Genomic DNA, 21,911 nt, shown 5'->3' with positions numbered 1-21,911 from the left:
TTTGTCCCCGGTACTCCGCTCAGGTGATTGCAGAGGGAATGGCACATCTAAATCGTATGATCCAGACTATAACTATTGCTTTGATGATATGTTCACGCAATCCTCTGGCACAACGTTGCACAAAAAGAGCCTGCTTTCAGCAGGCCCTTCTTCAAGGCTCATCGGATTAATCCAGACCGTTTATGCAAAACAACTGTTAACCTATTGGGCGCCTACCACCGGATGCGGAACATACAGTTCTTCGAGGAAAATAATCTCTTCAGGCGTTAACTTCACATCCAGCGCACCTGCCGCATCTTCAAGCTGGGACAGCTTCGTTGCACCTATTATAGGGGCAGCAACTGTTTCCTTTTGCAGGAGCCAGGATAGTGCAATGTGAATACGGGGGACGCCGCGCTTCTCGGCAAGAGATGCAACCCGTTCAATTATCAGCCGGTCTGCCTCAGCTGTGGAGTCGTATTTGGCTTTTTGGATCTGATCGGTTTCAGAACGGTGTGTCGTTTCGGACCAGTCGCGGATCAGGCGGCCTGAGGCTAACGGACTATAAGGAGTAGAAGCGATTTTCTGGTCCTTTAAGAGCGGAAGCATCTCTCTTTCCTCTTCGCGGTAGATAAGATTCAGGTGGTTCTGCATGGACACAAAGCGGGTCCAATTATGCTGTTCTGCCACGTGCAGGGCTTTCTGGAATTGCCAGGCATACATCGCTGAAGCGCCGATATACCGGGCTTTTCCGGACTTCACCACATAGTGCAGAGCTTCCATGGTTTCTTCGATAGGCGTGCTGTAGTCCCAGCGGTGGATGATGTAGAGGTCTACATAATCGGTGCCCAGTCTTTTCAGACTTTTATCGATTTCACCCATAATGGCTTTGCGGGACAATCCCCCGCCGTTCGGACCTAGGTGCATACGTCCCCACACCTTGGTAGCGATGACGATCTCATCCCGGTTGGCGTAGTCCTTCAGAGCCCGTCCGGTAATTTCTTCACTGGTACCATTTGCATAGACATTCGCTGTATCAAAAAAATTGATGCCGAGCTCCAGCGCTCTTTTGATAATCGGACGGCTGTTCTCTTCATTCAGCACCCATTGATGCCCTCCCGGCAGCACCTCTCCAAAGCTCATACAGCCCAGGCAAATCCGCGAAACATCCATACCTGTATTGCCAAACTTGATGTATTCCACAAAATATACCTCCATTCAATCACAGGTAACCTATCATGCCTCATACTCAAAAGGCTCCTCACAAGAGTAAATGTCATGAAAGAATCCCATATAGGGGATGCCATCTTCCAGGCATTTTATGTAATAGGAGAGTTCCTCATCGCACTCATACTCTTCGCCATTCCTGCGCACATACTCAAATTGATCCAGGATTTGTTCCATTAAAAGTACATTAATAAATAGCGGCAGATTCTGAAGCGCCGTCTCTTCAATGCCGGTTTCAGATTTATATCCTTCCAGCGCAGTTTTAAAATAATCAGCCATAAAAGATCTGCGTTTATCTGCATCAGGCTCCCCTGCTATCCAGCCTGTTCCGTTTCTCCATAGATCAGCCAGGTCATACATATACCAGCCAAAGCATGAATTATCAAAATCATATACAGTGATCCGGCCGGTATCGAAATCGATCATATAGTTCCCGTCATTGTAATCTAAATGGATCATGCCATAAGTTTCCCGGCTGCGCTCCAGCCCTTCTAACGATTTTATCAGCGCCTGGAGCTTCTCTTTCAACAGAGGGAATGATCCGGGGAGCAGTGTCTCAAGAGTACGGGTATTATATATGTCAAAAAAATCATACCGGCGGTGGGCAGGTGTATATTCTTTTGATAATTGGTGCAGCTTTCCCAGTGTTTTTCCGCAATTATAATAATATTCGGTGATATCAGCACCTTCACGGTATTGATAATGATTGTCTGCAAACGTATTACCTATGGCCTTTGCAAACAGACAGACGTAAAAAGATTGATGATGATGTCTAATCTCCTCCAGCAGATTCCCCTGCTTAGAGCGGAATATCTCCGGTACACTGCCGTCATTCCCGAAAAGATATCTCATATATTCAATTTCTGCCAGCAAGTCTTCCCGGCTCCTGTCGTTCAAGAAGGCGATTCTGATTATTTTGGGGTCCGCTCCGGTTTTCTCGCAGTTGTAAACGATATTCCGGCCTTCGGCATGCGGTTTAATCCGTGCAAATTCATAGCCTTCGAGCCCGAACAGTCCGCATATTACTGTAAGAAAGTTAGTTTCAATGATTTTTGCAGCTTCGTTATTGGTCATGCAATCTCCCCTTTGTTCACTAAGTGAATGTTCTATAACCAGATTACCAGATTCTCCTTATACCTGTACGGGCGAAAATGATTATAGAAAAAAAGAACCACAGCCCCTTATATACATAAGGACTGTGGTTTCTTGCCTGGTTTATGCCTGCAGAAAGCTATAAATTCCTCGAACGTCCCCGGAACAGATTAATCACGAAAAGTACCGCGGCGACAATGAGCAAAAGATGAATCAAACCGCCTACAACATCAAAGATAAAACCTAACAGCCATACTACAATGACCAGTCCGATTAAGCCCCATAGCATAAGAATTACCACCTTTCTTCTTAGGGGTATTTGTATCTATTTTACCCGTATGCAGGCAAAATCAAACTTATGCTTCTTTGCCTTGTCCATTCAGGCACTAGGTCTGACTTCATTCCCCTGCTTCTCTCTTGTCCGGCTATTAGTACAAAGGAACCAATTCATCCGTTCAAACCGGAGGTTTAACCTGGTTATTTTGGGTAATGAACTACGAGAATGATAGCGGAAGGAGCAGACCATGCACAAAACACACTGGAAAGAAAATGTAATCTATGAAGTCTATCTGCGAAGCTTCAAAGACAGCGATGGAGACGGGGTCGGTGATCTGAACGGCCTGATCTCAAAAGCGGACTACTTGGCCGAACTCGGGATTGACGCAGTGTGGCTGTCTCCCATCTATTTATCCCCTAATGTAGATAACGGTTATGATATTAAAGATTATTACGCGATACAGCCGGAATACGGAACCATGGAGCAGTGGGAGCTGCTGCTGGAAGAACTGCATAAGCGCGGTATAGGCCTGATTATGGATCTGGTGCTGAATCATACATCGGACGAGCACCCCTGGTTCGTGGATGCGAGGAAATCCCGGGACAGCCGGTACCGTGATTTCTATATCTGGCGCCCGGCAGCTGAAGACGGCGGGCCTCCGAATAACTGGACCTCTTATCTCGGCAAGCCCGCCTGGACCTTTGACGAAGCGAGCGGCGAATATTATCTTCATTTATATAACTCCAGGCAGCCTGATCTTAACTGGGACAACCCGGAGCTGCGGGCCGAGATGCACAAGATGATGACCTTCTGGCTGGATAAAGGGATTGACGGGTTCCGGGTCGATGCGGTTAACTCGATTTCCAAAGACCAGCGTTTTCCGGATACTGAGGAGACTAAACTCCAGGCGAACGGCGAGCCTTATACCAAGAACGGGCCGCGCATCCATGAAATCCTGCGTGAAATGAATGATAAGGTCTTCTCGAACTACCCTATTTTCACAGCAGGTGAGACCTCTAAGGTGGATGACAATGATGTGCTGATGTACACAAAACCGGAGCGCCGGGAGTTGAGCATGGTGCTGTCGGCTGAAGCGGCAAAGCTCTCGGATGTTGAGGAGGACATGTGGCAGAGCAAGGAATGGGACTTAAGCGACCTGCGGAAAGTTATGCTGCAATGGCAAAAGGATGTCGGCGATCCGGGCGGCTGGTTCGGATTGTATCTGAGCAATCATGATCAGCCCCGCATGGTGGCCACCTTTGGCGATCAGGGGGAATACCGTGTGGAATCCGCCAAAATGCTGGCTATTATGCTGCATACGTTAAAGGGTACGCCATTTATCCTCCAGGGAGAAGAGCTTGGAATGACTAATCATCCCGGCCTGACCCGGATTGAGGATTTTAATGAACAGCAGGCTCATGCCTATTACGATGTGATGGTAAAAGAGCGCGGCGAACCCGAGGAGCTCATTATGGAGCGTATCCGCCGGAAATCACGGGATCATGGTCGTACACCGATGCAGTGGGATGACAGTCCGAACGCCGGCTTCACGGAAGGCAAGCCCTGGCTGCCGGTACATCCCGACTACCGCGAAGTCAATGTGAAAGCCCAGCAGGAAGATCCGGATTCGGTGCTGCAGTTTTATAAAAAGCTGATACGGCTGCGTAAAGAGCACCCGGTAATGGTCTATGGGAAATTCGACGTGCTGCTGGAGGAGCATGAGCAAATCTTTGCTTATCTGCGTTATGACGGGGATGAGGAATGGCTGATTCTCCTTAACTTCACTGGAGAAGAAGCACACTGGGAGCTCCCGGACAAAGATGCCGAACGTCTCGAAGGCGCGTCCTTCCTCTTCGGAAGTTATCCGGAGGAGAACAAGTCTCCATGCCACCGGACGGGTACGCTTAAGCCTTATGAGGGTCTTGTATACCGCCGTAATAAGTAAAGAAACGGACCCTTCGTTGAGAAGGGTCCGTTGTTTATTCTTAACTTTTACAGGAGTTAACGAACGCTGAGAACAATTTTTGACTGTTAGTGTCTGATTCGTAACTGAATTCCGGGTGCCATTGTACAGCCAAAATGAATGTTTTGTTTTCCATAACGACTGCTTCAATAAGTCCGTCCTCAGCTGTGGCCGCTGCAGTTAATGAATCCGGAAGTTTTTTGATTCCCTGATGATGATAGCTGTTCACCTGCAGCACCTCTGTCCCGACAATGTTGTGGAGCAGGCTGTTCTCTTGTATATGTACGCTATGTTCCGGCCGGGAGTACGGGGGCTTCTGCTTATGGTTTATCTTATGTAAAGAGTCCATCTGGGCCGGTATGTCCTGATACAGAGACCCGCCCGCCGCAACGTTGAACAGCTGCAGTCCGCGGCATATACCGAAAGCCGGCTTATCTAATTCCACTGCCAGATTGAACAGCTGTACTTCCATGATATCCCGTTCCCCGCATAACTTTCCGCAGAACGCCTCTGCTTGCTCATCATACAGCTCAGGATTAATATCGTGTCCGCCTGTAAATAGGAATCCGTCAAAAGTGCCGGCCAGGGCAGCAATCGTATCTGCATCGGTGGTCAGAGGCAGCATGACCGGAATTCCGCCTTCATGCTCAATGGCTTTCATATAACCAGGGAGCATCCAGTAGCTGTCTTTTTCATCGTCGTACAAAGGCAAAACACCAATCATTGGCTTGTTCATTAACATACCTCCTTTTATAATAGGACAATTATAATGAGACTCCGCAGATAACACCAGTACAAAAATAAGACTGCCTTAAGCAGCCTTATCATGGCTAAGAGACAGTCCTTATGACAGGTTTATAGACTGAACGAGTCAACAGACTCTCTTAACTCTGCTACGACCTGCTTCAAATTGTGCGAAGACTGCACCACTTCTGACAGGATCCCCTTCTGTTCCGACGCTGCGGAATTCACGGAGTTTACCATCATGGAGACGGATTCGGCAGCAGAAGATAACTCATTCATGGTTGCGGCAACCTCTTCTGAGGATGCGGACATTTGCTCCGTAACAGCCGAGGCTTCCAGCAGCTGGTTCATTATAGAGGTGACAGAATCAATGATCTCCCGGAAAACAGTGTTGACTTCATGTGCGGACATGTTACTCCGCTTCGTTTCTTCAATACTCTCGTGCATCAAAGCAGAAGCCTCAGTGATATCACCAACAGTATCATTCAGAATAGAGCTTACTTCCCGGGCCGCTTGTCTGGAGTGGTCGGATAACCGTCTCATTTCAGCTGTGACAACCAGGAATCCCCTGCCTTGCTCTCCTGCCCGTGCTGCCTCCAGTGATGCATTTAAGGAGAGCAGGTTAGAGTCCTCTGCAAAGCCGGTAATGCTGGATACAATCTGATTCATATGCTCTGATTTGCTGCTGAGGGACAAGATGACTGTCTCCAAAGTAGTAATTACTTTTAACATTCCGGCCATTTGCGACATTAAAGATGAGATAGACTCTACTCCGAGAGCTGCCGATGCATGCATGGTAGAAGAGTGATCGGCAATCTGGGCAGTACTGGCGGCAATCCGGTTAACTCCCAGAGCCATTTCTTCGACCGACCGGCTGGTTTCCGTGATTCCAGTAAATTGGCTTTTGACACTTAGGGACATGCTCTCCATGCTGCCTACTACATTGTCTGCCTTCCCTGATGCACCTTGTGAACCCGACACTACATTCTGCATAGCCTGCTCTGTAATGGAAGCATTTGCTGAAATAAGGTTAATGATTTTTCTTAAATCACTGATTGTAGTATCTACGGATCTGGATAATTGTCCAAGATCGTCTTTGGGATATATAATATCGGGTGCTGCCGTCAAATCCCCTTTTGTGACACGGGTCAGTTTTACATTTGCATTATGTATTGTTATTACAATATGCCGGATGGTCATCGCCGCTAAAATTAATGTAGCCGCCACAACCAGAAACAGCATGATGAACCCAAACCGCTCTTTACGCAGAGCTTCCTGTTCGGCCGCCATTATATGGACTTTAGAGTAGCTTTCCAATGAAGAGGTGAGTTTGAATATAGCTGCACCTATATCTGCGAACTGACCGTCCAATATTTCTTCAGATGGTCTGGAACCGGCGGGCTTAGTGATTTCCTGTGACCATTCACTTAGCAAAGTATTTAATTCAGTGAATAATAAGCCCAGTGTTTTACCGGTATCTTTATAATAGATATTATCCATTACCCCCAACTTTTCCAGCTCTGCCCTTGCCGTTTCTGTCTTTTGGATGACTGCTTCTATGGAAGCAGTGGATGCCTCAGACCCGGCAGTTCCACCCGTGTAGACAAATTTTTGATGCTCAAACATCATATGCTGCAGGTCTTTATCTGCATTTAACAAATCCGAAGATGAGCGGATCGTTACACTGTAGAGCACAGTTGATAGATTATTGATGTCCCGCTTACCGGTCTCAACCATGTAAATCATTGCTACAGCAAAAGATACGAGACAGATGGAGATCATTAAATACAGCTTTAACCGGACCGACAGGTCAAGCCAAACGTTGTACATGAACAAGAACCACCGCTTCACTATAAATGACTTTGTCTCTGGCTGAAGAACATGCAGGTCTTCGCTTGATGTTTTGCCTAAATCACTCATTTGCTACCTTCTTTCGTTAGCTTTGCCTATCAAATGGATGCAGAGCAGTTGTTATGTGATTTCATTTGAAAGGATATGTCCAGTTTAGCCCTGTCCAATGATAAATTACTGATAAATCACGGACCAGGAATCGGCCTCCTGTTTGTAAGGTGAGGGCAAAATTCACAAAAAAACCACATGGGTCATTATCTCCCATGCGGCTTATCACAGACTTATTTGATTACTGCGTTCGCGATGAAAAAACGTCATCCATGATTACATTAATGATCTTTAAATTTACAAAAACCGGCAGTGCTTTTCACTAAATATTCGCAATTTCCGCATTATTAGTGTGCGTTACACACGCCAGGCAAAAGAAAATAAATATCCCGCAATCCAGAAAAGCACAATCATGATCATGGAAATGCCGGTGTAACCTAACCAGCTCTTGGGAATCCAGTAGAATTTAAAAAGATAGATGGATCCCATTATAAACACCAGAGAAGGTATTCCACAGAAAATTAAGATGGCTGTACTGACCAGATCCATTATGAATCCATATTTGAAAAAATGATTGGCGCCTCATTCGACTCCATAATCTTCGATAACTTCTATTACCTCAATTTCCCCATTAATTAAAAGTTCAGAAAGCTCATGACGGCTGTTACCTTTCCAATAGGCTCTGGCCTGTTCAATTTTTTGCGAAAAAGAAACGGCATTCTCTTTGGGTAACAGATTAGCATCACCCTCGAAGAGTCCCCCTGTTACCTGCAGTTTAACAAGCTGCAAAACCTTCCGGTCATAGGAATCAAATATTTCCTTCCACTTCGAGGCGTCTTCATAACTTTTGGCAGCGTATAAACAAGACAATCTGGAAGGGTATTCAGGATACTCTTGCAGCCTGACCATTTCAACGATCGTTTCTCTAATGGCTCTGATGGTCTGCCCGGTGTATGCAAGAGCTACATCGGTATTTTCTCTGTTAAGCCGTAAACCTTCTTCCGTACAGTTACTTTGCAGAATTTGAATAAAGTCTTCACCCTTGGAATTTAACCGTTCCTTTTCATAAAAGAAGTGATATAGATTGTTTTTTATGTTGTCGTTAAAGCTTATTACTTGTCCAGGGTGCATCTTTCTGCCGGTGACAAGATGATAAACATATGTATTATTATTTTTCAAAGCAATCCCTCACCTCCTATAACTATTTACTTATTTTACCACAATAAAGTAAAAAAGCAGCAATTCCAGAAGGCCGGAATTACTGCTTTGCTTTACAACAAATCCCGCTTCATCGCCTTATAGACCAGCGCAGCAAACAGGCTGTTGGACCAGGCGAACCAGGGACGGGTGAACCGCTGCGGATCATCGGCATGAAATCCCTCGTGCATATACCCGGTACCGGCATCTGTGGCTTCCAGCAGTGCGATCATCTCCAGCATCTCCGCATCCGAGGCTGCGGTAAGTCCCTGCATGGACAGCGCCATCGGCCAGATATAGCCTGGAGGCGTGTGCGGACTGCCGATGCCTTTGGCTGCTGTTCCTTCATAATAATAGGGATTCTCTTTACTCAGAATGAAGCGCCTGGTGTTGAGGTATACTTCATCCTCTGCCTCTGCAAAGCCGAGATAAGGAATGGACAGGAGCCCCGGCGTGCCGGCGTCATCCATCAGGCTGTAGTTGCCGAAGCCGTCGGTTTCATAAGCATAAATAAGGCCGTACTCGGGATGGCGGAACTTGCCGTACAGCTCAATGCCATGCCGGACCTCTTCTTCAAGTAGAGCTATATCCGCCGCCAGCGCCTTATCCCGGAAGATCCATGTAGCAATCTCTCCCATCTGGCTTAAGCTGACCGCTGCGAACATATTGGAGGGAATGTTGTAATGATAATCGCAGGCATCGTCGCTCGGCCGGAAGCCTGACCATATCATCCCCGTATAATTGACCGGCATTCCCTTGCCGCCATTACGCAGTGTATCATTCGCCGGGCAGTTCCGGCGGTGAAAAGTATAGCCGGAATCCTCAGCATGGCGCTGCTCTGTTCTCCATACCTTAACGATTGCTTCCAATACCTGCTTGAATTCCCCGTCAAAAATATCATGCCGGCCCGTCTCCTGCCAATAAGCGTAAGACAGGCGGACCGTAAAGCACAGTGAATCCAGCTCGAATTTGCGTTCCCACACCCATGGAGACATCTCTGTCTCATCGCTGGCGTTCCAATGCCAATGATTTGCCGTTGCATTGAACGCATTGGCATAGGGATCGCAGGAGATGTATTTTACATGGCGCCGGATCAGACCGGATATGATCCGCTGCAGCTCCGGATCCTCCTTCGCGAGCGGCACATAATGCATCACTTGCTCCACCGAGTCACGCAGCCACATGGCAGGAATGTCACCGGTGATCACGAATGTGGTCCCGTCATCCAGCAGTTTGGTTGTGGTTTCCAGAGTATTCGGAAAACAATTCAGGAACTGCCGGAGCAGCCCGGGACGCTCTGCAAGCTTGTCCTTCGCTTCCTCCAGGATGTTCCGGACCGCAGCGGGAAGCGGTAGAGCAGGTATTTCAATAGAAGGAAGTCTGAATTGCTCCAAAGTTTCCAGAGTATTCGGAAAACAATTCAGGAACTGCCGGAGCAGCCCGGGACGCTCTGCAAGCTTGTCCTTCGCTTCCTCCAGGATGTTCCGGACCGCAGCGGGAAGCGGTAGAGCAGGTATTTCAATAGAAGGAAGTCTGAATTGCTCCAAAGTTACTGCACCTCTTTCGTACGGACAGCCAGCCGCCCGCTGATCGTCTTGGCCGAATGGGAGCCGACACTGACGACGAATTCTCCATCCTCTACGACCCGCCGCAGATCCAGGCCAACCAGCTCCAGATGCTCCCGGTTCAGCGGAAAGGTCAGCTCACGGCTTTCGCCAGGCTGCAGATGCACCTTGCGGAAGCCGCGCAGCGACTTTTCGGGCCGGGTCACGGAGGCAGCGAGATCCGTGAGATAGAGCTGGGCCACTTCCATTCCGGGCACACGGCCGCTGTTGGTCACGGTGATATATACCAGCGCCTCTTCATCCGGTCCGATGACTTCAGGCTCAATCCGCAGGCTGCTGTACTCGAATTGTGTATAGCTTAGTCCAAAGCCAAAGGGATATTGTGGAGATAAATCACCTTCCAGATAACGTTTGCCCCGGGTCCTGCGGGAATGGTAATTGAGCGGAAGCTGCCCGACATCCTTCGGCAGTGTCAGCGGCAACCGGCCGGAGGGATTTACCTCTCCGAATAGAATGGCGGCAACCGCATTTCCGCCTTCCTGGCCTGGATACCATGCTTCGAGAATAGCATCGGCTTGCTGATCTATTTCCGGCTCGGTAACCGGTCTGCCATTGATATAGACGACTACAAGCGGTTTGCCGAGCTTGCGGATTTCCCGGAACAGCTCCGTCTGGGCACCGAGCAGATGAAGTGAAGACCGGTCAATCCCTTCCCCGCATTCCATATCGCTCCAGACATGATCCGTTACCAGTGAGGCACCTGTGCGCAGATCTATGGCACCGCCGCCGAAATCGCGGGCACTTGATCCGCCAAGCACGAGCACTGTAACGTCGGCTGCGGCCGCCGTCTCCAGTGCAAGCGCAAATCCCTCGCGTGAATCCTCCCTGATCCGGCTGCCGGGCGCATACATTACCCGCTTCCGCTCTGTTCCAATCGAATTGCGGATACCCTCAAGGACTGTAACCACCTTGCCCTCCGGCTGCGGGGAGGTATAATCACCGAGCTGATTATACGGCGCGTCAGCATTTGGCCCGATGACAGCAACGGTTCCGGTGTTAGCGCTCAGCGGCAGTGTACCCCCTTCATTCTTAAGCAGAATTATGCTTTCCTCGGCTACCCGGCGGGCAAGATTCTTATGTTCGGTTTTGCCTATGACTTCCTTAGCCCGCTTGGGATCGGCGAAAGGACGTTCAAACAGGCCTAAGCGGAACTTCATTGCCAGCACCCGGCTGACTGCAAGATCCAGCTCTTCGGTAGAGACGATTCCTTGGTTCAGCGCTTCAGCCAGGTGTTTGCGGAACATGCCCCCGGACATTTCCATATCGACCCCGGCCTGAACCGCAGCTGCTGCCGCTTCTTCACCGGTCGCGGCCGTGTTATGCCCGTTCTCCAGCATATCAATAGCACCGCAATCGGTAATTACAAACCCGTCAAAACCCCATTCTCCCCGCAGCACTTCCTCAAGCAAATAGCGGTTAGAGGTGCAGGGTACACCGTCAATCTCATTATAGGCAGGCATGATTGAGCAGGCTCCGGCTTCTACGGCTTTGCGGAAAGGATAAAGATCGACCTCATGCAGTTCGCGCAGTCCGATGTGGGCCGGCGCTCCATTCCGTCCGCCTTCGGAAGCGCCATACCCGGCAAAATGCTTAAGTGTAGCCATGATGCTGTCCGGTGAATCCAGTGATTCACCCTGGAGACCCTTCATGGCAGCAACAGCAAGCTCGCCAGTCAGATAGGGATCTTCACCGAAGGTCTCCTCCGTCCGGCCCCAGCGGGGATCGCGGGTAATGTCAAGCACCGGAGAGTAAGTAGCCGCTCCTCCCTGCGCCCGGGTCTCGGCCGCGACAGCCCGGCACATCTCCTGATACAGCTCCGGGTTCCAGGTGCTGCCCACGTTAAGCGGCACAGGAAATACTGTAGCGCCGATTGCCATATGCCCGTGCGAGCATTCTTCCCCGAACAGAATCGGAATGCCCAGCCGGGACTCTTGTATGGCATATTGCTGAATCATATTGACCGCCGCAGCCCCATCTTCGGGGGAAAGGCCGTTCTCCAGGGTAACTTCGGTCCAGGGATCGGCTCGCAGTGTTCCGTACAGTGACCCGACCCCTCCGCTTGCGGCCAGTAACTTGAACTCCTCCGTCAGAATGACTGTTCCATCTGCCTGCTTGATATAGCTCTTCCAGCCGAACGGCTGAATGAGCTGGCCGATTTTCTCCGCTTCCGTCATACGGTCAAGCAGGTCACGGACGCGGTTGGCTATCGGAAGAGACGCGTTCTTATAATCCATGGATGATCTTCAGCTCCTCTCCGGCGCAGGTTCGCGGAAACTCCGGATAAACGAAACTGCTCCTGCAATATCAGCCTCAGGCGTATCCCCAACCTCCCGTTCAACCGTCAGATAACCTGTATACCCTATATCCTGCAGCGCGGCAAAATAGGCCGGGTAATCAACGGATCCTTCTCCTGGCGGGACTTCGCGGAATCCTGCTCCCCCTTCGCCCATCTCCGCGATCACTTCATGGTCCAGCAGTCCGTAGACCTCATGCGGGTCCACTTCGCGCAGCCGGATACCGTCCTTCACATGCGTATGGACAATATAATCCCGCAGAGTGTACACACCCTGTACCGGATCATCTCCGGTCACCATCACCATATTGGCCGGATCGAAATTAACGGCCATTCCCTTGGAATCCAGTGAATCCAGAAAGGATTTCAGTCTCGCCGCAGGCTCCGGACCGGTCTCAACTGCAAAATAGCCCTGATGCCTGGAAGCATATGCGGCAAGCTCGCTGCATGCGGATTGTAACACCTTATAGTCCGGGTCTTCCGGACTCTCCGGCACGATTCCGATATGGGTTGTGACGATATTGCAGCCCAGATCCAGGGCTAGATCCAGGGCGCGCTTCGAACGCTCCAGCTTCCATTCATTTTCGGCAGGGTCTTTGAAGCCACGGCCTCCGTAATCCGCACACAGCGCCGACAGCTTCAGGCCCAGCTCTTCCAGAAAGGCTTTCAGCGCTGCCCGGTCTTCCTTAGTAAGGCGGGCAGGATCCATCTCACCTTCTATGGCCCATAATTGCACACCTTCTGCGCCAAGCTGTTTGGCCGCCTGAAGATTTCCGCGCAGATCATAGCCGAGGCTGTCAGCAATAACACCGATTCTATTCGATATAGCCATTCGTCTCTTCACCCCTTTGTTTCAGTTCCCTGCAGCTGCAGGACATGAATCTGCACTTCCTGCGGGCGGTACACGGCCAGCAGCTTTCCGCTTGAATCTGCCGCGAACATTACTGTCCGTTCCTGCTCAAGTGTAAAACTGTACTGTACCCCACTCTGCGGATCGCGTACTGCAACCTCAGCATCCCGGCCAAACTCAGAGACAAAGATATACAGGCTTCCAGCCGCAAAAGCAAGCTTGCGCCCGTAGACACCTGGCAGTTCCCCGCCTTGAAGCCACTCCAGTTCACTAGTGATTCCGCTTAGCTGCATGGCCATTGTATAGAGCGCCTGGACAGGCTCCCAGCGTTCATTTAATTCAACCGGCAATGGCGAATAGATGAACCTTCCGGCTCCAATGTCAAGAACAGCTGGCTCCAGTTCCCTCCTGCTCTGCAGACGTTCAATCGCTAGTGCGCCGATTTTCTTCTGCCCGAACGCTGCCGGGTATTGTGCTCCTTCAACGACAAGCATTTCTTCCCGTAAAATGTTGCCTTGCATAAGCTCGCCAAGCTCTTCCAGCAGACGGTGTTCCGCCGGTCCCCAGTGCTCATCCAGACGCAACGGACCGCTCCACAAAACAGTGCTGCCCTGACGTGCCAATTCCAGCAGCTGCTCAAATGCTTCATCCGCAAAATTATGCGCGCTCGGTACGATGATCAGCTTCGCCGGATACTGTTCAAGCTGCTGCAGATGATATTCCCCGATACCGCGGGGATGGACATTCATGCCGTATGCCAGCACCCGGACGGATTGGGTTGTCGCTTCAAAGGCCAGCTTGCGGTTCGAGAAATCATTGGAGAACGGATAGACAACTGCAACACCCTCAATTTCCCGGTCCGTGAACAACCCGCTGATCTGATTCACAAAGCTGCCGAAATCGTAAGTTACATCTGCTTCAGGCTTCTGTGTGCCATCTGCACGCAGGGCTCCGATATTCGACTCGTTGGCATTGTTCATGAAGTAATTCGTGTTCCATATCCACTGTACGGCACCCGCCCCGCCGGTTGAGAAGGCATAAGCGTATTTGCGCTCCAGAATGTTGCGCAGCTCCTCTTCTGTTCTTTTGGCGATACCGTCCGGACGCTGTACATGCATGATACCGGTCTCCTGGGTGAGGTTCGGCTTACCCGGTGTTTTGGTGAATATCCCGTCCCAGCCGAGATGATCCATCTGCCACCAGGAATGGACCGTCGTATAATCCACCGCTTCAGCATAGAAAAAGGGGGAGGGGCGCTGTGAGCAGATGCCTTCATCCTGTCCCACTGTGATCATCTGGGCGGGGTCGGACCTGCGGATCGTTCCGGAGAGCTCGGCCGCCCAGCGGTTATGCATATCCATACTGAATAAGGCAAAGTCTGTCCAGCGCAGCCATTTCTTCGGCTGAACAACACTCTGAAAATACGTATCTTCCGGGTCCGGTGCCTGTGCTGCTTCGAATGACGGCAGCTGGTCCGGCGTCATATTCCAGCATTCCTGCAGCCGCGCAATATCCCCTTCGTATTTGCGGCTCAGCCACCCGCTCCACGCAGCCTGTTCAAAGCGGTCGGCTGCTGTGTACGGACCTTGGAACACGCGCCGCGGGTGAAACAGCGAAGGCTCGTTAATGAGATCCCAATGAAGATTAGTTGTACCTTGATGTCTGGAAACAATCGAAGCGATAAAACGCTTTTGGGCTTCAACAGACCTGGGGTCTAAATAAGGGTTCTCCCCTTCCCAGGCTTCCGGTGCAAAGGAGAAGAACGTGAAGGTTACTTCAAGGTCATACTTTTTTGCCGTAAGTACAAAGGCGTCCACTGCCCGCAGCACGTCTTCGGCAGCATGGCCGTCGGCGAACATAATCATCCGGTATCCGGTCCAGATTCCCGTACGGATCAGATTGATGCCGGCCCGGGCCATCTCTGCCATGTCACGGTCCCAGCGGGCAACATTCGGCAGATGCAGAAATTTGCGTGAGACATCCGAGGTCATGTAGGTCATCCCTACAACCGGGAGCGGCTTGCCGCCGCGCATGAAATAATCCCTTCCCGCTGTCAGCGGTTCTCCGCTGCGGAGCAGTTCCCGGTCGATGCCCCAGAACGCCTGTGTAAGGATCCGCTGCTCTCCTACAGAGGACTCTGCCCTGCAGACCACATGGTACAGTCCGGGCTCCACCTGCAGCGGGACGGCAAGACGGACGAACTGCAGGTCGGGATGGTCAGGTCCCGCGTTCAAGGAGGCGGAACCGCTCCAGAGCGGTTCTTGACTATCCGCGCGGCTTACTTCCAGATGAAAGCTCCAGGTACGGTCAGTAGCTGAAGTGCGCGAGAGCGGCTGCAGCTGCACGGTCAAAGCCGGCTGTTCGCCTGGCTCGTAAGCGGCAAAGCTGCTTTTCAGCCACAGCTCTGTCGCTCCTTGTGCCGTATACCAGGCGAGATCACGCAGCAGAACAGCCCCTCCCCCGTTCCAGAACACCTCATCCAGCTCCTGGTTAATCAGAATCCAGCGGCTTCCGGCGTAGTCTCCTTTGTACAGTTCCAGCAGCACTACGGGTGCAGAGCGCTCCCGTCCTTTTGGATCCACACCCGTCAGCAGCGGATAAATGAACAGATCCATGGGTCCGGAGGCGCCCATCTCTTCGGGAATATCGCTTTTTTTGGAAGGATGCAGGGTCAGGCCCCAGGTGCTGCGGACAGTGAACAGCTCCTCATACCCCTGGAGAAGTCGGAATTCATCGTCAGCTTTATACCCTGTAACTGAAGTTGGCTGGACTGGCAGCGCATCATGAATATTGAGCAGTTGATGGTAAGCAACCTGTTCACGCTCGGCACGCCAGCCTGCGTCCGTACGGACGACCGGAATACGGAAGGGAACACCGCCCGTGTTGAGCAGTCCGCCGCCTTTTTTCAGATACGAATGAATGTCACTCCAGGCATCCTTGGGGAAATAGGAGCCGTGCAGGGACAGGAAGGCATCCCATTCCCCTGACCGCAGGTATTCAGCGAGGTCCCAGGCATTTGTGATGGTTGCCCCGGCTACCAGTGCTTCAAGCTTTTCTGAAGAAGGCCTGCTACCCTGATAAGGAAAGGTGTCATCATAAAATATCAATAAATTCATGCGTTCATCTCCTGTTCATGAATGTATTCTTTCTGGCAATCGGATTAAGCTTGCTCCCACAAACGGCGGACATTGTCCATAGCCAGCCTGGTTGCCGACCGGCATTCCTCCAGCCCCTCGAATTCTATGGAGACGTATCCGTTATATCCTGAATTTTTGATAACCCCAGTAATCTCTTCGAGCTCCAGATCCCCGTAGCCGGCAACAGCACCGAGCAAATACCGTCCGGCAGTGCTTCGGAACCAGGAGCCCCCAAGCCCCCGTCCTTCCGGCCGTATGTAGAAATCCTTGTAATGTACCATGGAAGCATAAGGCGCATTCTTTTTCACCGCAGCCAGCGGATCTTCATCCACACAGACAAAATTGCCCACATCGAGCGTTGTGCGAAAGTTGTCCCGGCCAACCGTTGTAACCAGTCCCAGCACCCTGTCGCTGGATTGCAGAAAAGTCCCGTGATTTTCAATGCTTGTGGTAATTCCGAAGCCTGCTGCATAATCAGCGATTTCCCGGCAGCCGTCTGCGAGCCTTGGGAGCTGCGCCAGATAATGTTGTACCGAAATATCCGGATGCGTAGCGGCATCATGGCGCACCAGCTTAACGCCCAGCCGGACCGCCATATCCACCTCGCGCTTCAGCCGCTCAATCTCCGCCCGGAAGCTCTCTTCGCTGTCTGTGATCAGGTTGCCCCGGACCGCATAATTGGACAGTTCAATTCCGTATGCCTCCGCCTTACTGCGGATCTGCTCTGCCAATCCTTCCTGCTCATACAGGTTGTAGCCGACCGGTACGATTTCCACATGCTCACCGCCCGCGGAGGCCGTCCATTCGATTACATCCAGCACACTCATTTCCCCGGCCTGGATCGCTTTATATAAACTGTAGGTGCTTACGCCCAGCTTCATTTTTTTCACTCCTGAAGTTTAAATTTATCGATTGATATTGCAAAATTCGTCCCGGAATCATGAACACACCGGATCTATAATTCAATCTCCCGGCCCTGCTCTGCCGACTCATAAATCCCGCACAGGATGCGCATCATCTCCACCCCGTCGGATACCGGACTCAGCGGCTGCTGCCGTGTCTGCACGCACTCGATGAAATGGTCGATTTCATTCTGGAAAGCGGTATCCAGGTCGAATCCGGTATTGGTGGTCTGCGGTGTAATATTGAGGATGGTGTCATTTTTTTCGGTTGTAAAAGACAGCGCCGGGTCTACCTCCACCCCGCCCTTGTCCCCGAATAGATTAATGGTCGTCTTGTTCTCCTTCGCATGCAGCGTAAAGCTGGCTTCCAGCAGTAAGGAAGCGCCATTCTCAAAGCGGATCAGCGCATTGGCCATATCTTCTACAGTGTTAGCAGCAGCGTTGTAATCAGCAGCCCGGTAAGCAGACAGGTGCTTGATATTCGACCGGTTCCCCAGCTTGTAATAGGTGTTGGCGGAAACCGACTTTACCTTGGGCCGGCCCATCAGGTACCAGCATAAGTCAACGACGTGGACGCCTATGTCAATGACAGGACCGCCGCCGGAACGGCTTAAGTCAGCGAACCAGCCCCCAGGGTTGCCGATCCGGCGGATGCTGGAGACACGGGCATAATAGAAGTCGCCGAATTCGCCAAGATCAGAAAATTGCTTCACGAGCTGGGCATTGTTGTCGTAACGCCGGACATAGCCGATCTGCAGAATCTGCCCCGACGCCTTTACCGCTTCCTCAATCCGCAGCGCCGATTCTACGGTGGTGGTCAGCGGTTTTTCGAGCAGTACATCAACGCCGGCACGAACTGCGGCAACGGAAATCGGTTCATGCGTGTTATTCCAGGTACAGATGCTGACCGCATCTATTTCGCCTGCGTTGAACATCTGCTGGTAATCCGTGTATACTTTTACGGCCCCATATTTGTCTGCAGCCGCCTTGGCCCGGGCCTCATTCAAGTCACAGATGGCATAGATCTGCACCTGCGGATTTTTTTGATATGCGTTCAAGTGAAGCTCTGATATCGTGCCCACCCCGACAATGCCGATTTTAATCATGGCTAATCACTGCCCTTCTCTCTCGAAATGTACTATCAGATCTACAAGCGCTGCAGCAGCAGCCTCCACTTCCCGCAGCTCTATCCATTCATCATCCGTATGTGCCTGTGCGATATCGCCGGGACCGAACACTACTGCCGGTACCCCGGCGCGGGCCAACTTGCTGGCATCCGTTCCATACGTCGCACCAAGTATGCGCCGTTCCCCGGCATAACCGGCAACCGCTGTGCCCAGCTTTTGCGGCAAAGGATGTGATGCGGCGGTTTCCAATGCATAATCGATAATGAACGGCTCCTCGATCGTAAGGCTTAAGCCGGGAGTTACTTCTTTTAAATGGCTGAGATGCTCCCTGTACCCCGCCCAGACCTCAAGCGGCTCTTCTCCGGGAAGCGTGCGGCGGTCCAGCGTAATCCGGCAGCTGCCGGGAATCGTGTTCGGCGCAAGTCCGCCAGTAATTTCACTGATGCAGTGGGTAGGCGGACCGAGCAGCGGATGTCTTTTTAACTCAAAAGAAGGTTCAATTTCCTCCTTCAGACAGCGGATAACCTCCATCATTTGCTCAATCGCGTTGATGCCCTTAGCCGGTTCTGAGCTGTGCCCCGGCTTCCCGTGGGCAGTAATATAGAAGCGGACGCAGCCTTTATGGGCGATAACCTGGTGGAGGTTTGTCGGCTCTCCGACAATAGCTCCGCTGTACTGCAGTTCTCCCGCGGATATGGCAGTGGCCAGTGCGCTGACTCCGGCATAACGGAATTCCTCATCTACAACTGCAGCTAAATGCACACCTGTCGGCAGCTTCAGGCCGCTTCGTTTCAGTGTGCCGATCGCGACCAGCATGGCCGCCAGAGAACCTTTGGTATCACAGGCCCCCCGGCCGTAAAGGCGTCCTTCGGAAATGGTCCCGCTGAATGGAGGAATAGTCATGCCGGTAGTCTGCACAGTATCCATATGCGCTTCGAGCAGCAGCGCTGGACCTGATGACTCACCTTGCAGCATGCCGATAACATTAGAACGGCCGGGTTCCACTTGCTGCTCGATGTAAGGGATGTCCAGTTTTATCAGGTAGTTTTTTACAAAAGCAGCCACCCCCGCTTCACCGCTGCCGCCAAAGGCTGGATTCACACTGGGGATGGCCACCAGTTCCTGCAGTACTCTTGCGATTTCAGCAGAATCAATCTTCAGTCCGCCCATTTGGCAGCCTCCTTATTGGCATGCGGCTGCTTCTTTAATAGCTGCAGCCCCGTGCATCTATCTGTATCCAGGTTGTGCGCCGCCCTCCCCGGACTCCCGCTACCTGCTGATGCAGATTGGGAATGACACAGGAATGATTGGGGATGATCTCAATCCTGTCGCCGATTTTGAGAGAGACCTCCTCCGGATCGTACTGGAGAAATCCGTGCTCTTCATTCAGTGCAGACAGTGTCACCTCAGGGTAGCCGACTACTATTCCGAAGCCTTCTCTGCCGTGCGCTTTATCACTGGTCAGGGTTTTGGTTCCTGCGTCGATGGTTGCCCTGCCGGGAAGCGGAGTACTGACTACGGTTGCAATTACGCGCAGTGCGCATTCCTCTTCTCCGGCAAGCCCCATGCCTATGCCTGAAGCATCAAAAAATACATAATTGCCGGCCCTTACTTCTGTAACGCCTTCAAGCTCACCGCTCATCAGCGCCGCCGGAGAGGAGCCTGTACTAATGATGTCAACAGGCACGCCCGTTGACCGGAGGAGTTCTGCTGTGTTACGCATTAGCACGGCCTCTTCTCCGGCCGCCTGCCTGAACGCTTCTGCACCGCAGTTGTTGTAGATTGTCCCGAAGTATCCCATTACTCCGGCGATGCGGATACCAGGGAGCTTTAATAACTCCAAAGCAAAATGGAGTGTGTCCTCCCCCGCCTGCCGGCCCCCGCGGTGCAGTCCGCCGTCAATCTCAATCAGGACTTCTACCGGCTTGCCGGTGCGCATTCCAATTTCAGATAATCCGGCAGCACAAGTAAGACTATCCACAGTGGTCAACAGCTTGTGTTCCAAATGAAGCCTCGCATAGCGTTCCAGCTTGTCTGCGCCGATAACGGGATAAGCTATGAGGATAGGCTCAACCCCGGCTGCGGCGAAAACCTCCGCCTCCGCCAACTTTGCCACAGTAATTCCTGCAGCCCCGGCATCCAGCTGCATCCGGGCAATCTGGGCCGACTTATGCGATTTGATATGCGGACGGTGGCTGATGCCTGCGGCCTGCAAACGCCCGGCCATCCGGTTAATGTTCTTCTCCAGAATATCCAGGTCTATAATGGGAGCTGGTGTCTGCAGCTCTGGATATAAATTCTTCATGATTCCTCAACCTCGACGATCAGCTCAATCTCCACCGGCGTATCGAACGGCAGCTCATTGGCTGAAATCGCTGAGCGGGCATGTTTGCCTTTGTCGCCCAGCACCTCCACCAGCAAATCCGAAGCACCGTTAATTACGTATGGCTGCTCCACAAAACCGGGGGCCGAGTTGACAAAAGCGAGCATTTTGACCACCTGCCTGATCCGGTCCAGCTCTCCCAGGTGCTCCTTCAGTACAGCCAGCAGATTGATGGCTACTTGGCGGGCTGCCGCGTAACCCTGCTCCACGGTCAGATCCGAGCCGACTTTGCCGGTTAGGAGCAACGTTCCGTTAATCCGGCAGTCATTTCCTGAGGTATATACCACATTGCCTACCTGCTTGGCCGGAACGTATGTAGCTACCGACGGCGGAACTTTTCCCAGCTCAATTCCCTTTTCCTGCAGCAGTTTTTCTACCTTTCCCATGCTTAATCACTCCTTTGGCGATATGATTGGCTGACGACCTCCGCGTCATTTGCCACGTGAGCCGAAAACAACGGGAAAAATCCCGTTGAATTTCGCCAGGCGCCTGTTTTTCGTGGAATCAACGGGAAAAGTCCCGTTGAATTTCGTCAGGCGCATGTTTTTCGTGGAATCAACGGGAAAAGTCCCGTTGAATTTCGCCAGGCGCCTGTTTTTCGTGGAATCAACGGGAAAAATCCCGTTGAATTTCGCCAGGCGCCTGTTTTTCGTGGGATCAACGGGAAAAATCCCGTTGAATTTCGTCAGGTGGCTGCTTTTCGTAGAATCAACGGGAAAAGTCCCGTTCATTTCCACCAAGGCTCCACTTTTTGTGGGCTTTGATTACGTTAGCCGAAATCAAAGGCACTTTTACCTCTGATTCGAGCAATTAGCCGGCGTGAGCTTAAATCAAAGGCACTATTACCTCTGATTCGAACGATTTGCCAGCGTTAGCCGAAATCAAAGGCACTATTACCTCTGATTCGAACGATTTGCCAGCGTTAGCCGAAATCAAAGGTACTTATACCTCTGATTCGAACGATTTGCCAACGTTAGCCGAATTCAAAGGCACTTTTACCTCTGATTCGAACGATTTGCCAGCGTTAGCCGAAATCAAAGGCACTTTTACCTCTGATTCGAACGATTTGCCGGCGTGAGCTTAAATCAAAGGCACTTTTACCCCAGGTTCGGGCGGTTAGCCAACGTTAGCCGAAATCAAAGGCATTTTACCTCCGGTTCGGGCGATTTGCCCACCTGAACTGAATCAAGAGGTACTTTTACATCAGACTCGAGAT

17 protein-coding genes are annotated in these 21,911 nt (G+C 51.5%); 1 reads left to right on the top strand and 16 read right to left on the bottom strand.

What is annotated here, in order from left to right; translation table 11 throughout:
• Positions 1-201: 201 nt before the first annotated feature.
• From C2I18_RS27330 to C2I18_RS27320, 3 genes are all read right to left on the bottom strand, one after another.
• Entirely contained in the window at positions 202-1,182 is a 981-nt protein-coding gene (locus tag C2I18_RS27330) for an aldo/keto reductase (protein WP_249898842.1), read from the bottom strand.
• Positions 1,183-1,215: 33 nt separating this feature from the next.
• Positions 1,216-2,280 carry a phosphotransferase enzyme family protein gene (locus C2I18_RS27325; protein ID WP_249898841.1) on the bottom strand — a complete coding sequence of 355 codons (1,065 nt, stop codon included), beginning with the start codon at positions 2,278-2,280 and terminating at the stop codon, positions 1,216-1,218.
• Between the two features lie 157 nt (positions 2,281-2,437).
• On the bottom strand, positions 2,438-2,587 hold the full coding sequence (locus C2I18_RS27320) for a lmo0937 family membrane protein (protein ID WP_249898840.1): 150 nt from the start codon (positions 2,585-2,587) through the stop codon (positions 2,438-2,440).
• Positions 2,588-2,822: 235 nt separating this feature from the next.
• On the opposite strand from C2I18_RS27320, the gene C2I18_RS27315 reads away from it, so the two are divergent.
• Positions 2,823-4,520 (top strand): glycoside hydrolase family 13 protein, encoded by a 1,698-nt coding sequence (locus tag C2I18_RS27315; RefSeq protein WP_249898839.1) that lies wholly within the window; start codon positions 2,823-2,825, stop codon positions 4,518-4,520.
• Positions 4,521-4,560: 40 nt separating this feature from the next.
• On the opposite strand, the gene C2I18_RS27310 is transcribed toward C2I18_RS27315, so the two are convergent.
• From C2I18_RS27310 to C2I18_RS27250, 13 genes are all read right to left on the bottom strand, one after another.
• Positions 4,561-5,274: a gamma-glutamyl-gamma-aminobutyrate hydrolase family protein gene (locus C2I18_RS27310; RefSeq protein ID WP_249898838.1), complete on the bottom strand. Its 714-nt coding sequence runs from the start codon at positions 5,272-5,274 to the stop codon at positions 4,561-4,563.
• A gap of 119 nt (positions 5,275-5,393) precedes the next feature.
• Positions 5,394-7,202: a methyl-accepting chemotaxis protein gene (locus C2I18_RS27305; RefSeq protein ID WP_249898837.1), complete on the bottom strand. Its 1,809-nt coding sequence runs from the start codon at positions 7,200-7,202 to the stop codon at positions 5,394-5,396.
• 561 nt (positions 7,203-7,763) lie between these two features.
• Positions 7,764-8,312, bottom strand: coding sequence for a DUF2441 domain-containing protein (locus C2I18_RS27300; protein ID WP_249902268.1), 549 nt, complete (start codon positions 8,310-8,312; stop codon positions 7,764-7,766).
• Positions 8,313-8,452: 140 nt separating this feature from the next.
• Entirely contained in the window at positions 8,453-9,772 is a 1,320-nt protein-coding gene (locus tag C2I18_RS27295; protein WP_249902267.1) for a glycoside hydrolase family 125 protein, read from the bottom strand.
• Positions 9,773-9,927: 155 nt separating this feature from the next.
• Entirely contained in the window at positions 9,928-12,237 is a 2,310-nt protein-coding gene (locus tag C2I18_RS27290; RefSeq protein ID WP_249898836.1) for a glycoside hydrolase family 3 N-terminal domain-containing protein, read from the bottom strand.
• Positions 12,238-12,246: 9 nt separating this feature from the next.
• The gene (locus C2I18_RS27285; RefSeq protein ID WP_249898835.1) at positions 12,247-13,128 is read right to left on the bottom strand and encodes a sugar phosphate isomerase/epimerase family protein; all 882 of its coding nucleotides are present in this window, start codon (positions 13,126-13,128) and stop codon (positions 12,247-12,249) included.
• Positions 13,129-13,136: 8 nt separating this feature from the next.
• Positions 13,137-16,262, bottom strand: coding sequence for a glycoside hydrolase 5 family protein (locus C2I18_RS27280; RefSeq protein ID WP_249898834.1), 3,126 nt, complete (start codon positions 16,260-16,262; stop codon positions 13,137-13,139).
• 44 nt (positions 16,263-16,306) lie between these two features.
• Complete coding sequence (locus C2I18_RS27275) at positions 16,307-17,164, bottom strand: sugar phosphate isomerase/epimerase family protein (RefSeq protein WP_249898833.1); 858 nt, start codon at positions 17,162-17,164, stop codon at positions 16,307-16,309.
• Positions 17,165-17,238: 74 nt separating this feature from the next.
• Entirely contained in the window at positions 17,239-18,291 is a 1,053-nt protein-coding gene (locus tag C2I18_RS27270) for a Gfo/Idh/MocA family protein (RefSeq protein ID WP_249898832.1), read from the bottom strand.
• 6 nt (positions 18,292-18,297) lie between these two features.
• Complete coding sequence (locus C2I18_RS27265) at positions 18,298-19,482, bottom strand: M20 family metallopeptidase (RefSeq protein ID WP_249898831.1); 1,185 nt, start codon at positions 19,480-19,482, stop codon at positions 18,298-18,300.
• Between the two features lie 34 nt (positions 19,483-19,516).
• The gene (locus tag C2I18_RS27260; protein ID WP_249898830.1) at positions 19,517-20,617 is read right to left on the bottom strand and encodes an alanine racemase; all 1,101 of its coding nucleotides are present in this window, start codon (positions 20,615-20,617) and stop codon (positions 19,517-19,519) included.
• Entirely contained in the window at positions 20,614-21,081 is a 468-nt protein-coding gene (locus C2I18_RS27255; RefSeq protein WP_249898829.1) for a RidA family protein, read from the bottom strand. The genes C2I18_RS27260 and C2I18_RS27255 overlap by 4 nt, the downstream gene beginning before the upstream one ends.
• Before the next feature lie 45 nt (positions 21,082-21,126).
• Positions 21,127-21,426 (bottom strand): hypothetical protein, encoded by a 300-nt coding sequence (locus tag C2I18_RS27250; protein WP_249898828.1) that lies wholly within the window; start codon positions 21,424-21,426, stop codon positions 21,127-21,129.
• Between the last annotated feature and the right edge of the window lie 485 nt (positions 21,427-21,911).

This window comes from Paenibacillus sp. PK3_47, assembly GCF_023520895.1.
GTDB lineage: Bacteria > Bacillota > Bacilli > Paenibacillales > Paenibacillaceae > Paenibacillus_AQ.
Note: the sequence above shows the minus strand (reverse complement) of the source record. Positions and strands in the feature narration are given on the sequence as shown.

Bases quoted from the DNA above. Each gene is read 5' to 3' on its own strand.
- C2I18_RS27325 (WP_249898841.1), bottom strand. From the start codon at position 2,280: ATGACCAATAACGAAGCTGCAAAAATCATTGAAACTAACTTTCTTACA.
- C2I18_RS27320 (WP_249898840.1), bottom strand. From the start codon at position 2,587: ATGCTATGGGGCTTAATCGGACTGGTCATTGTAGTATGGCTGTTAGGT.
- C2I18_RS27315 (WP_249898839.1), top strand. From the start codon at position 2,823: ATGCACAAAACACACTGGAAAGAAAATGTAATCTATGAAGTCTATCTG.
- C2I18_RS27310 (WP_249898838.1), bottom strand. From the start codon at position 5,274: ATGAACAAGCCAATGATTGGTGTTTTGCCTTTGTACGACGATGAAAAA.
- C2I18_RS27305 (WP_249898837.1), bottom strand. From the start codon at position 7,202: ATGAGTGATTTAGGCAAAACATCAAGCGAAGACCTGCATGTTCTTCAG.
- C2I18_RS27300 (WP_249902268.1), bottom strand. From the start codon at position 8,312: ATGCACCCTGGACAAGTAATAAGCTTTAACGACAACATAAAAAACAAT.
- C2I18_RS27290 (WP_249898836.1), bottom strand. From the start codon at position 12,237: ATGGATTATAAGAACGCGTCTCTTCCGATAGCCAACCGCGTCCGTGAC.
- C2I18_RS27285 (WP_249898835.1), bottom strand. From the start codon at position 13,128: ATGGCTATATCGAATAGAATCGGTGTTATTGCTGACAGCCTCGGCTAT.
- C2I18_RS27280 (WP_249898834.1), bottom strand. From the start codon at position 16,262: ATGAATTTATTGATATTTTATGATGACACCTTTCCTTATCAGGGTAGC.
- C2I18_RS27275 (WP_249898833.1), bottom strand. From the start codon at position 17,164: ATGAAGCTGGGCGTAAGCACCTACAGTTTATATAAAGCGATCCAGGCC.
- C2I18_RS27270 (WP_249898832.1), bottom strand. From the start codon at position 18,291: ATGATTAAAATCGGCATTGTCGGGGTGGGCACGATATCAGAGCTTCAC.
- C2I18_RS27265 (WP_249898831.1), bottom strand. From the start codon at position 19,482: ATGGGCGGACTGAAGATTGATTCTGCTGAAATCGCAAGAGTACTGCAG.
- C2I18_RS27260 (WP_249898830.1), bottom strand. From the start codon at position 20,617: ATGAAGAATTTATATCCAGAGCTGCAGACACCAGCTCCCATTATAGAC.
- C2I18_RS27255 (WP_249898829.1), bottom strand. From the start codon at position 21,081: ATGGGAAAGGTAGAAAAACTGCTGCAGGAAAAGGGAATTGAGCTGGGA.
- C2I18_RS27250 (WP_249898828.1), bottom strand. From the start codon at position 21,426: ATGAACGGGACTTTTCCCGTTGATTCTACGAAAAGCAGCCACCTGACG.